The sequence below is a fragment of the Sedimentitalea sp. XS_ASV28 genome (genome assembly GCF_041224545.1).
Lineage (GTDB): Bacteria > Pseudomonadota > Alphaproteobacteria > Rhodobacterales > Rhodobacteraceae > Sedimentitalea.
The window spans coordinates 1-11,651 of sequence record NZ_JBGFGP010000064.1; the positions used below are offsets into that span (position 1 = coordinate 1).

9 protein-coding genes are annotated in these 11,651 nt (G+C 59.4%); all 9 read left to right on the forward strand.

The features are described from left to right. The first annotated feature begins 489 nt into the window (after positions 1-489). The 9 genes from AB9K34_RS02700 to AB9K34_RS02740 are packed head-to-tail and all read left to right on the forward strand — an operon-like array spanning position 490 to position 11,281. On the forward strand, positions 490-1,440 hold the full coding sequence (locus AB9K34_RS02700) for an IclR family transcriptional regulator C-terminal domain-containing protein (protein WP_369952907.1): 951 nt from the start codon (positions 490-492) through the stop codon (positions 1,438-1,440). 28 nt (positions 1,441-1,468) lie between these two features. Continuing rightward, positions 1,469-2,626, forward strand: a complete 1,158-nt coding sequence (locus tag AB9K34_RS02705; protein WP_369952908.1) for an acyl-CoA dehydrogenase family protein — start codon at positions 1,469-1,471, stop codon at positions 2,624-2,626. Continuing rightward, complete coding sequence (locus AB9K34_RS02710; protein ID WP_369952909.1) at positions 2,623-4,779, forward strand: acetate--CoA ligase family protein; 2,157 nt, start codon at positions 2,623-2,625, stop codon at positions 4,777-4,779. Before AB9K34_RS02705 ends, AB9K34_RS02710 begins: the two co-directional genes overlap by 4 nt. Before the next feature lie 26 nt (positions 4,780-4,805). Further along, a complete protein-coding gene (locus AB9K34_RS02715; RefSeq protein ID WP_369952910.1) occupies positions 4,806-5,747 on the forward strand; it encodes a tripartite tricarboxylate transporter substrate binding protein in 942 nt (313 codons plus the stop codon). Between the two features lie 13 nt (positions 5,748-5,760). Beyond that, positions 5,761-6,246 carry a tripartite tricarboxylate transporter TctB family protein gene (locus AB9K34_RS02720; protein ID WP_369952911.1) on the forward strand — a complete coding sequence of 162 codons (486 nt, stop codon included), beginning with the start codon at positions 5,761-5,763 and terminating at the stop codon, positions 6,244-6,246. Beyond that, positions 6,246-7,754 (forward strand): tripartite tricarboxylate transporter permease, encoded by a 1,509-nt coding sequence (locus AB9K34_RS02725; RefSeq protein ID WP_369952912.1) that lies wholly within the window; start codon positions 6,246-6,248, stop codon positions 7,752-7,754. The genes AB9K34_RS02720 and AB9K34_RS02725 overlap by 1 nt, the downstream gene beginning before the upstream one ends. Beyond that, positions 7,751-8,734, forward strand: a complete 984-nt coding sequence (locus AB9K34_RS02730) for a YhdH/YhfP family quinone oxidoreductase (RefSeq protein WP_369952913.1) — start codon at positions 7,751-7,753, stop codon at positions 8,732-8,734. The genes AB9K34_RS02725 and AB9K34_RS02730 overlap by 4 nt, the downstream gene beginning before the upstream one ends. Beyond that, positions 8,731-10,491 carry a metallophosphoesterase gene (locus tag AB9K34_RS02735; RefSeq protein ID WP_369952914.1) on the forward strand — a complete coding sequence of 587 codons (1,761 nt, stop codon included), beginning with the start codon at positions 8,731-8,733 and terminating at the stop codon, positions 10,489-10,491. The genes AB9K34_RS02730 and AB9K34_RS02735 overlap by 4 nt, the downstream gene beginning before the upstream one ends. A gap of 25 nt (positions 10,492-10,516) precedes the next feature. Then, positions 10,517-11,281 (forward strand): IS6 family transposase, encoded by a 765-nt coding sequence (locus AB9K34_RS02740; protein ID WP_369952915.1) that lies wholly within the window; start codon positions 10,517-10,519, stop codon positions 11,279-11,281. Positions 11,282-11,651 lie beyond the last annotated feature (370 nt).

The following is an 11,651-nucleotide window of genomic DNA, read 5'->3' on the forward strand; positions in this document are numbered from 1 at the left end:
CAAACGCGGTCAAATCCATCACAAGCCACCGGGCGTCCAGGGCGAGATCGCATTCATCAGCCGACTGTTCGACGCCGCCGCGTAACCAACTGCGCTCACCAGGCATTCATTCGCCAACAGCGGATTAATGCAACAGTCCCAGCCAAAGACACCGACTTCAGCTCAGCACATTATTCTGACAGTCAAGCTCTAAATATGCCTTGTCAGTGACCGCAGACATTCGCGCGAGCTGCGGCTAAGGCCCGGAAAGGGCCCACAGCAGAAGTGTCGGCTCTTTTCGGCGTACACACGCCGTGTGTCGATCCGCTGCGCCGCCGAGCATGAACTGCTGCACGGCAGAAGGACATCCGGTCATTCAGGCAAACCAAAGCAAATATTAGGAATTCACGCAGTGCGGACAACGACGTAGCTGCTGCCGCGACATTGAGCTTGACAGAATCGATGCACTAATTTTTTAATTGTCGAAAATTTTCTATATTTGGAAAGCTTGTGCAGAAATACACTCTGAAAACCGTTGACCGAGCCTTCGAGCTTCTGCGCATCCTGATCGACGCGCAGAAGCCGCTCAGTCTCTCGGAGGTCGCTGACCGAGCCGAAATCAACACGTCAAACGCATTTCGCTTCCTTAGGACACTTGAGGGAAGCGGTCATGTGGTCCGCGACGAAAGTAAGCGGTACTCGCCTATATCTGGTGGGGGAGGCGAGATCGGGCTTCATCGTGGGGTTGAGCTTCTGGATGCAATTGCCGCTGCACCAGAAGGAGAGATCAGCGCCAAAGCGCTTGCAGATTTGCTGGCGGTGGATGTGCCGCAGATCGTACGCGCGCTTCACAAACTGTCAGCCGCGACGATGGTCGAGCTCGATCACACTTCTGACCAATGGCGGCTATCGACGGGAATGATGCGGTTCTTCCGGCCGCTGCTGAACGATCAGTTCCTCGCGCGCTTCATCCGTCCGGTGATGCAGGAACTGAACAGCACCTATCAGGAAACCGTCAGTTGGTTCGTGCCATATGGGTGGGAACAAGTCGTCGTCGAGGTACTCCCGAGCCCGCACCCGATCCGCTATGTGCTCGAACGGGGTGCGCGACAGCCGACCTACCTTGGTGCCGCCGGCAAGGCGCATCTGGCCACGTTGGAACCCAAGGTCGTCAGCGCGTTTCTGGCTGAACTGGAGCCGGTGCAACTGACTCGATTCCAACTCGACAAGGCGACGCTGAAGGCCGAGCTGGAAGAAATCAGGAAGCGGGGCTACGCCACGTCAGACAGTGAACGGGTCGAAGGCGCGGCATCAGTTGCGGTGTCAGTTCGTGGTCCAGATGAGCAGGTGATGGGCGTGATCAGTGTGATGATGCCCAAGTTCCGGATGTCTGCCGCCGATTTTCGCGACATGAGTGAAATGCTAAAAGCGCGTACCGCCGCGCTGTTCCAAAATTCCTAATTACCAAGGCAAGAGAGGAGTCATTGAAGTGATCAGAGACGCCGACAAACTGGAAGCGCTTAAGGCCGAGGTTCATGCTTGGGTGCGTGGGGTGGCACATCCGAACGAGGATCGTGTGGCCGAGCTGAACGAAGTGTCCGCCGACATCGTTTCGGACATGGCCAAACGCGGCTATTTTGGCTGGTCGATTCCCGAAGAATACGGTGGGCTGGGCCTGACCACCGAAGAGCTCGTGACGCTGGCCTTCGAACTGTCGCAATGCGCAGTCGCTTTTCGTGCGCGCGTCGGCACCAATACCGGGATCGGTTCCGAGGCGTTGGTTGCCGATGGCACGGAAGACCAAAAGCGGCGTTTTCTCCCGGAGTTGGCCAGCGGTCGCGCAACCGGGTGCTTTGCATTGACTGAGCCGAACGCAGGGTCCGAGGCTACAGCTGTCGAGACTACAGCGCGCCGGGAGGGAGATCAGTACGTGCTGAACGGCAAGAAGTGCTACATCACCAATGCGCCGATCGCCGACCTTTTCACCGTGATCGCACGGACCGACCCCAACACGCCAGGCGCACGCGGGCTCAGCGCCTTCGTCGTGGAGCGCGGGGTGAAAGGCCTGTCCACCAGCGACCCCTACCAAATGATGGGGCAGGCCGGTTCGCCTGTGGGCGAGGTCTATCTGGAGGAGTGCCGCGTGCCGGCAGAGAACCTGATCGGCGGTCGCGAGGGCGAAGGGTTTCGCACGGCCATGCGCGTTCTGAACAAGCAGCGCATTCACCTCGCCGCGCTGTGCACCGGCCCGGCTATCCGGATGTTCGATCTCGCTTTTTCTCATGCCGAAAGCCGTAAACAGTTCGGCCAGCCAATCGTGGAATTCCAGCTTGTCGCCGCGCTTCTGGCAGACTGCCAGACCGAAATCCATGCGGCTCGCGCGCTGGTGCTGGAGACCGCAAGGGCGCGGGACCGGGGCGACGACATCGCACTGCAGGCGTCGATCTGCAAGTACTTCGCCTCGGAAATGTGCGGCCGCGTCGCTGATCGTGCGGTCCAGGTCTTCGGCGGCGCCGGCTATGTCGCTGATCATAGTCCGATCGAACGGTATTATCGGGATGTGCGTCTTTTCCGGCTTTACGAAGGCACCAGCCAAATCCACCAGCTCAACATCACCCGCCAGACCCTCAGGAGGCGTGCAGCATGAGCCTTTCCCAGCATCTTCTGAACCCGCTCGAGAACGCCGTTCCGCTGACACGGCTTTTCGAGCCTCGCGCCATCGCTGTGGTGGGCGCGTCGGAAACGCCCGGCTCGGTTGGCCGCGACGTGGTGGAGAACCTGCTGGATCGTGGCTTCGAGGGTCGCATTCTTCCGGTCAATCCGAAATATGACACGCTCTTGGGCCTTGAATGTTACGACACGCTGGCAGCCATTCCTGGCGATATCGACTTGGTAGCCGTGGCCGTCCCGGCGCGTCATGCCGTCGGCGTGATCCGCGAGGCCGGCAAGCTGAAAGCCCCGTTCGCTGTCATCTTCGCATCGGGATTCTCGGAGGCCGGCGATGAAGGCCGCGCGATGCAGGACGACCTTGCCGCCGCTGCCGCAGCGGGCGGCGTGCGATTGATCGGCCCCAACTGCCAGGGCTTCATGAACGTCGCGGCAGGTCTGCATGTCGGTTTCGGGCCACCGTATCGGCTCGACTACCGCAAGGGCCGCGTTGGCGTCGTTTCTCAATCGGGCGCTTTCGGCAATTCCCTGCTGATGGGATTGAGCGGCGAGGGCGTGGGCGTTCGCAATTATGTCTCGACGGGCAACGAGGCGGGAACGACGGCTCTCGACATGGTGGAAGCCATGTTGGACGACGAAGGGACAAGCGTTGTCGCGGGTTATGTTGAAGGCTTGCGTGATGCCCGAAAGCTTCGTTCCGTTGCGGCCAGAGCGCGCGCGGCCGGAAAACCGCTGGTCTTGTGGAAAGTCGGTCGGTCCAGCGCCGGTGCCAAGGCGGCTGCGTCACACACGGCCAGTCTGGCAGGTGACGACAAGCTGTACCGCGCAGCCTTTCGACAGTACGGCATCGTAGATGTTGATGACATCGGCGATATGGCCGACTGCGTCCGGGGTCTCGACACGGGGCGTAGGGCAAAAGGTCCCCGTGTTGGTGTGGTGACCGTCTCTGGCGGTGCCGGCGTCGCAATGGCAGATCGGGCCGAAACGCTGAACCTGGAACTGAGCGATTTCGCGGAAGTTACCGTAAAGAAACTGCACGATCTCCTTCCCAAATTTGCGAGTTTCGCCAATCCGCTGGATGTGACGGCCACTGCGGTCATGGATCCGGACGCGCTTGGCAAGACTCTGGCCGTGGTCGCGGCGGATCCCGGCGTCGACATGCTGGCCCTGACCTTCGCGGGGGCATCTGGAAAAGCAGGCCGATCCATCGCGGAAGCGGTCGCTTCCATCCACGCGGCGACGGACATGCCGATCGTGGTTTCCTGGAACGCGCCGCGCAGCAAGAACAACGTCGCATACGATCAACTCGAAGCGCTTGGTGTGCCTGTCTATGCCACACCGGCCCGCGCGATCCGTGGACTGGCCGCGGTCTGGACCACAAGCAAGCCCTTGCCTGATTTTGACACCGGACCAGTACCCGATACGCGATCCGCGCGGCTCTTGGACGAAGCAGAAGCAAAGACACAGCTCGAGGGTACCGGTATCGCAGGACCGCGGGAGCGGGTCGCGCTTTCATCTGAGGAAGCGCGTAGTGCAGCCGACGAAATTGGGTATCCGGTCGTGGCCAAGCTGCTTTCCAGCAGGATCGACCACAAGTCTGACCTGGGAGGCGTGCGAGTGGGCCTTGCCGATGCCGGCGCGGTTACGAAAGCCTGGAAGGAAATTTCGGAGATTCCTTCTTCGTTGATCCCGCCGGTGCCGAATGAAGGGGTGTTGATACAGGAATTGGTCACGGGCGGCACCGAAGTCATCCTCGGGGCACGCATCGATCCGTCCTTCGGTCCGATCATCATGTTCGGCGCGGGGGGAATATTTGCCGAGATTTTCGAGGACGTGTCAATCCGCATGGCTCCGGTGACGGAGACGCAGGCACGCGAGATGATCGCCGAGACCCGAATTTCGCGGATTTTGTCGGGAGCGCGTGGTCGACGGATTGCCGACACCGAAGCGCTTGTACGGGCCGTGGCCGGTCTCTCCAGGCGGATCGCAGACGCTAGTGGAAATATTCAGGAAATCGAGATCAACCCGCTTTTCGTAATGGAAAAGGGGCAGGGAGTTGTCGCAGGTGATTGCGTTGTTCGGGTCGCGCAGGAGGAAAATTCGACCGACTCACGCAACAGGAATTCCAATTGAAGGCAGCATAACTAGGGAGGACATCCATGCTGAAGAATATCACGAAAATCTCGGTGCTTGCACTGGGCTTCGCCATGGGCGCGACAGGCGTCATGGCGGAATATCCGGAGCGTGCGATTACCGTGATGGTCCCGTTTCCGGCAGGCGGTTCGACGGACACGATGGCCAGGGCTGCCGCCGATGTCATGTCGGGAATACTGGACGCCGATATCGCCGTCACGAATGTTGGCGGAGGCGCCGGCACTATTGGAACGGCTCAGATCGCCCGTTCGCGGCCAGATGGTTACACCATTGGTGTCATACCAGCAGCCCCTTTGGTCAATCAGCCTCACATGCGTGAAACGCCTTATTCTATAGAAGATTTCGATTATATTTGCGCCTTGTTCTATAGCCCGCAAGCGCTGGCGTTGGCGCCGAATTCGCAGTTTTCGAATCTTTCCGAGGTAATCGAATATGCCCGTGAAAATCCCGGTGTACTGACCTATGGTTCCCCGGGGCCGGGGTCTCTGCCCCATCTGGCGATGGAGATGTTTCTGGAGGAAACCGGCGTCGATATCGAACATGTGCCGTTTCAGGGCGACGGTCCGGGCGTCACGGCGCTGATGGGCGGGCATATCGACATGTATATGGCAATCTTCTCCAACGTTTCCCGGTATGACCTGAACGCCGTTGCGATCTTTGCGCAAGATCGGGTCGCGGCCGCGCCGGACCTGCCCACTTCCATCGAAGAAGGTTTCAAGACGACGGCAAGCTGGTGGGGCGGTATCTTTGCTCCAAAGGGTCTGCCGGAAGACGTGAAGGCAACGCTGTCAAATGCATGCCAGAAGACTGCCGAAAACGACGCCTTTGCGGAAACATTGGGCAAGCTCGGCTCGTTCCCGCGCTATCTCGACAGCGAGGCTGTACGCCAAGAGGTGGTCCAGAGCAGTAAAACCAATGGCGCCATCCTCAAGCGCGTCCTGAAATGATCGGGGGCGCAACATGGACCTTCGCCTGGAGAACATAATTGCAGGAGGTGCCGTGCTCGGCATCTCCGCGATTCTTTTCACGCAACTTCTCCCGGGCCAGTTCGAGGGAGTCGAGCTCGCTCGCAATCCGATGACATTTCCTCGTTTCCTGCTGCTGATCTTCGCGCTCGGCGGTACGTTTCTGGTCCTCTCGGGACTTTTTGGGTCGCGCGGCCCATGCACCGCAAAACAGCCAGTCGCCTGGGGCCGGGTTCTGGCGCTATTTATTGTCACTGCGATCTATCTCTTCGCTTATGCGCCCATAGGTTTCATCCCCGTAACACTCGTCTTCCTGCCGGTTACCATCCTGACGCTTGGCTACCGCCGACCTCTGGTGATCGCGATCGTCACATTGGTGACAGTTTTCGGTCTCTGGTACGTCTTCGCTGAAGGCTTCTCGGTTCGGCCGCCAGGCATCGGTATCGACGATATGTTGCGCATGTTCAAGGACGCCTCTTGATGGAACATTTTCTTGCAGCCCTCGCCGGGCTATCGGATCCGCTGAACCTCATCATTCTGATCGGTGGAACCGCAGTCGGCATCCTAATCGGCGCTATGCCCGGTCTTGGCTCGGTCTTGGCCATCACTCTCGCCTTACCCCTGACCTTCGTCATGGGACCGGAGCCGTCCATCGCGCTGCTGCTAGGGCTCTACGCCGGATCGGTTTATGGTGGCTCGCTTTCTGCGATCCTGATCAACACGCCCGGCACGCCGCAAGCGGCGGCGACGGTGTTCGACGGCTATCCCATGATGCAGCAGGGCAAGGGTGATTTCGCCCTAGGGTGGGCGACCGTCGCCTCGACCATTGGCGGGGTGATCTCGGTTATCGTGCTGATTGTCGCGGCCCCGGCTCTGGCACGGCTCGGCCTGAAATTCGGTCCGATCGAATATTTTGCGGTAGGCGTCTTCGCGCTGACCTGCGTTGTCAGCGTATCCGAGAACAATCTTGTGAAAGGCGTTCTTGCCTGCGTTCTTGGTCTGCTGGCTGCGACAATCGGACAGGACCCGCTCACAGGGGATGTGCGCATGCACTTCTCGAACTTCAACCTCATGGCGGGAATAGCGCTGGTGCCTTTCCTCGTCGGTCTCTTTGCCCTGTCCGAAGTGATCTGGCGCGTGGCCGAGAATGTCTCGGCCGCGGATCGGCCAACCTCTACCGCCGGGTTCCGATTTCCTTCGATGTCCGACATTGCCGCGCGCTGGCGGGTTTTCGGCAAGTCGGCGCTGATTGGAACCGGGATAGGCACTTTGCCTGGTGTTGGCGCAACTGCGTCGTCAATGGTCAGTTACGCTGAGGCGCGGCGCTCCTCGCCCAATCGTGAGAATTTCGGCAAGGGAGAACCCGACGGCATCATTGCCTCGGAAACCGCCAACAACGCGGTGACTGGCGGCGCATTGGTTCCGACCCTGTCTCTGGGCATTCCTGGCGATCCGATTACCGCTGTCATGCTGGGCGCGCTCATCATCCAGGGCATCACACCGGGACCACGCCTTTTCATCGAGAACGCTGATCTCATGGTGTTCATTTTCCTCAGTCTTTTCGTGGTGAACCTGGCGCTGCTTCCGCTCGGCGCGTTGATGGGGCCGATCTTTTCCCGAGCCATCCGCGCTCCGGAACCGGTGCTTCTGGCAGTGATCGTCGTGCTGCTGGCGATCGGCACATTCTCGGTCAACTACAACGGTTTCGATCTGCTGGTGATGCTGGCAGCGGGATTGCTCGGATTCGCCATGCGATTGCTGCGCTTTCCACTGGCTCCCGTGGTGATCGGCTTTGTACTTGGCCCGGTGATCGAGCAGAGCCTTCGTCAGGGCCTTGTGATCGCGCGGGGAGATTTCCTCTATTTCCTGCAGCAACCGATTGCGCTTGGCCTGTTCGTCGCGTCCGGATTGTTCATGGCATGGGCGGCATGGCGTCACTGGAACGACCGACGGACCAACAAACCCGATCAGAAAGACGGCGCGAAATGAGAGCATATCGAATCGAACAGAATGGCAAGGTCGGCCGGGGCGATATCATCGACATGAGTGTCGACGACCTCGACGCGGGCGATGTGCTGATCCGGACGCAATTTTCCGGTATCAACTACAAGGACGCACTTGCCGGTCTTGGTGGAGCGTCGATCATACGACGCTATCCCTGCAACGCCGGGATCGAATGCGTCGGCAACATCGAGGCGAGCAACGACAATCGTTTTTCACCCGGTGCCGAGGTCATTGTTCATGGCCGCGGTATCGGCGTGAGCCACGATGGTGGCCTGGCGGAATACGTGCGTGTGCCGGCAGACTGGGTTCTGCCTCTTCCGGAACAGTTGAGCGCATGGGAGGCCGCAACACTCGGCGTTGCAGGGTATTCGGCGGCACTCGCCGTCGACCGGCTGGAAACGCTCGGTCTGGCACCCGGCAGGCTTCCTGTCGTCGTTAGCGGGGCGACCGGCGGGGTCGGTGCTTTCGCCGTCGCCATGCTGGCTCGGCGCGGCTTTGCAGTCATCGCCCTGTCTTCAAAACCGGACGCGGCGGAATACCTGTCTCGACACGGCGCGGTCGAAATAATCAGCCCCGCCGATCTCGAGAACAAGCCACTATCGAAAGCGCGCTGGTGCGGCGGTATCGACGCGGCAGGCGGGCCGGTGCTGGCGAAGATTTTGGCCGGAACGGATCGAAACGGCGTGGTCGCCAGCATCGGCAACGCTGCCGGCGTGGAGCTCGCCACCACCGTTCTACCGTTCATCCTGCGAGGCGTAACCCTGACCGGGATCAATGCCGACAGTGACATGGCGACCCGGACCCGCATCTGGGACCGGCTGAGCACCGATCTGAAGCCCGAGGGATTGGCCGAATGGGCAAGCACGATCGGTTTGGGCGAGGTGCCCGCCGTGATGCGCCGCATGCTGGCGGGCGAGACGACCGGCCGCACCATCGTGGATTTCAGTGAAGCTGCCTCAAAATGACCGAACCGATCTTCACGTTCGCACTGATCGCCGACACGCATTTGAACCCAGTTGATGGCGAGAGCGGATCACCTTGGCATTCGAACGCGCTCGCCAATGACCGTGCACGATGGGCGGTGGCCGCTCTGAACGCCGACCAGCCGGAGTTCGTGCTTCATTTGGGTGACATGGTCCATCCGGTGCCGGCTCAAGCCAGCTATGCCACTGCAGCTGCCAGGTTCCACGCGATTTTCGGCGCTCTGGACGCGCCACTACACCTGCTTCCCGGCAACCATGATATCGGCGATAAACCCGGCGACTGGATGCCGGCCCATATCGTCACCCCCGAGGCGCTGGATTCTTATCGCAGGATATTCGGATCACCCTGGCATGCATTCGATCACCGTGACTGCCGTTTCATTCTCCACTGTAACCCGATCCTCGGCTCGGGCCTGCCTGAAGAGGCGGCGCAGTGGGACTGGCTTGAGAAACAACTCGCCGATTCCGGCGACCGCCGGATCTTTTTCCTCACACATTACCCGCTGTTCCTGACCAATCCCGATGAACCGGAACATTATGACAATCTCGCCCCGTCTGTGCGAGAAAGACTGCGTAGTATGCTGCTCAACAAGGGTGTCGAGGCCGTCTTTGCCGCTCATGTGCACAATATTTTCCATACGCCGCTTTCGAATGCTGAGGCCGCGCCCATGCAGCATGTGCTTCCCTGCGTTTCGGCCCTGCGTCTCGACTACAGCTATCTCTTTCGGTCGCCGCCACTGGCCGACCAAGAACATGGTCGAAACGATGTTCGCAAGCTCGGGTATTACCTGGTGGACGTGATGCCGGATGGCTACCGTATCCGGTTTCGCCGCACTGAAGGTTCCACCCTGTCGGAGTGGTCGAAAGCTGACCGTCCACAACGAATGATCTCATATCGCGAGAGACTTGCCGATCGGCCGATCGGCGTTGACCTGCGCCACGGCTGGGCTGAGACACATGCCATCCCCTACTCAGGCGTGGTGGACGAATTTCGGCGCAAGTACGTGCGCAACGACTACTTGATCACCGCCTTGCAAGAATCCGGACTCCGCGATTTGCGTGTGCCTATCGACGACCTGCGCGATACTGCGACCCGCGAACGTATGCGCGATCTTGGCAGGTTTGGCCACAGGTTTCAGGTGTTCTCCATCGAACCTCCGACTGAAAAGGATGTGGCGCTTCTGAATGAAACGTCTGCTGTTTCAGCCATCGAAGTCATCGCCCGCTCTGAGCGACTGGTGAGCAGCCTTGCCGATTGGCGCGCAGCGCTCGGACCCGGTCGCCCCAAAATCCTGGCTTCGCGTTTGTGGTCATCGGCGGATATCAAAACCCAGGCCATTCATTTCGCTCACGGGATCGGCCATGGTTGCTTCGCCGAGGATGCAGAACTGATCGAGATGGTGAAGCCGCATGCCGACGGGATCGTGTTTCGAATTGGCCCGGAGGACGAGCCGGCAAGAACCATAGCCAAGTTGCCGCGAGATTTATCGGGGCTGATCGTGCTTTATCTCTGCCTTGGCGCGCGGAATCCTGCCCGCGCGGCAGAAGACGACGGGGCGCAATCGGCCCGCGTCATCGAGGCAATCGATGCCGCGCGGCGCTTCTCGATACCTGCGACCGTGATACTTGACACCCTGGACGACCATGATCGCGGGTACTATCCGCGTCACGGTTTGTATGACACCCAATTCAATCCGCGTCCGATCGCCAGAACACTCTCGCAGAAAGACCTATCGTAAGATTCCGGTTCGGACGGATCAAGCTATGAACGATTTCAAAGGGCGGCATTTCTCAGGTGAAGTCGTGCTTTGGGCTGTTCGCTGGTACTGCCGGTATGGCCTCAGCTATCGTGATCTGGAAACCATGATGGCGGAGCGCGGTGTGTCTATCGATCATTCGACCATTTACCGCTGGGTGCAACGCTACGCCCCCGAAATGGAGCGGCGGATGCGCTGGCAGTTGCGGCGGCCGATGTCGGATAGCTGGCGCGTTGACGAAACCTACATCAAGTTGCGTGGCAAGTGGACGTATCTGTACCGGGCGGTTGATAAATTGGGGAATACCGTCGATTTCTACCTGTCTTCAACCCGCAATGCCAAAGCCGCGAAACGCTTTCTGGGCAAGGCCATTCGTGCCTGTAAAAATTGGGAGAAACCGTCCAAGATCAACACCGACAAGGCCGGATGTTACACCCAGGCGATCCGCGAGTTGAAGAAAGAGGGTAAATCTCCGCAGGAGGTGGAACACCGCCAGGTCAAGTATCTGAACAATGTGATCGAGGCCGATCACGGCAAGCTCAAGCAGTTGATCAAGCCGGTCCGGGGTTTCAAGACGATGAGGACGGCCTACGCCACAATCGAGGGTTTCGAGGTGATCCGCGCCCTGCGAAAAAGCCAGGGTCGCGCCTTCAATCTGACCCGCGACCCGATTGGCGAAAAACGCATGATCGAACGCGCCTTCGGTGTCGGGCCATATGTCATGACCGAGGCAATGACGCTGATTGAAGAGCATTTCAAAGCCGTAGCATAAGTGTGCCCAATGGAGGGGCAACTGCGTCATGTGATAAAGTTTGCAACAGAGCCTGCGAATGTGCCGTTCGTGCCGTTTCGGGTCGTTGCACCAGTCTTTGATCGCTTTGACGCTTGGCACAGCATCGAATAGCTGCACCAGCCCTTCAGTGGTGAAGTGAAGGTTAGATTGCACGGGGTAGACAAATGCGATGAGAGGTAAATCCGAGGCGTCTGCAATGTACTTGAAATGGGACTGTTGCATTAATCCGCTGTTGGCGAATGAATGCCTGGTGAGCGCAGTTGGTTACGCGGCGGCGTCGAACAGTCGGCTGATGAATGCGATCTCGCCCTGGACGCCCGGTGGCTTGTGATGGATTTGACCGCGTTTG

Coding starts and splice junctions, on each gene's coding strand:
- AB9K34_RS02730 (WP_369952913.1), top strand. CDS start 7,751: ATGAGAGCATATCGAATCGAACAGAATGGCAAGGTCGGCCGGGGCGAT.
- AB9K34_RS02740 (WP_369952915.1), top strand. CDS start 10,517: ATGAACGATTTCAAAGGGCGGCATTTCTCAGGTGAAGTCGTGCTTTGG.
- AB9K34_RS02715 (WP_369952910.1), top strand. CDS start 4,806: ATGCTGAAGAATATCACGAAAATCTCGGTGCTTGCACTGGGCTTCGCC.
- AB9K34_RS02720 (WP_369952911.1), top strand. CDS start 5,761: ATGGACCTTCGCCTGGAGAACATAATTGCAGGAGGTGCCGTGCTCGGC.
- AB9K34_RS02710 (WP_369952909.1), top strand. CDS start 2,623: ATGAGCCTTTCCCAGCATCTTCTGAACCCGCTCGAGAACGCCGTTCCG.
- AB9K34_RS02725 (WP_369952912.1), top strand. CDS start 6,246: ATGGAACATTTTCTTGCAGCCCTCGCCGGGCTATCGGATCCGCTGAAC.
- AB9K34_RS02735 (WP_369952914.1), top strand. CDS start 8,731: ATGACCGAACCGATCTTCACGTTCGCACTGATCGCCGACACGCATTTG.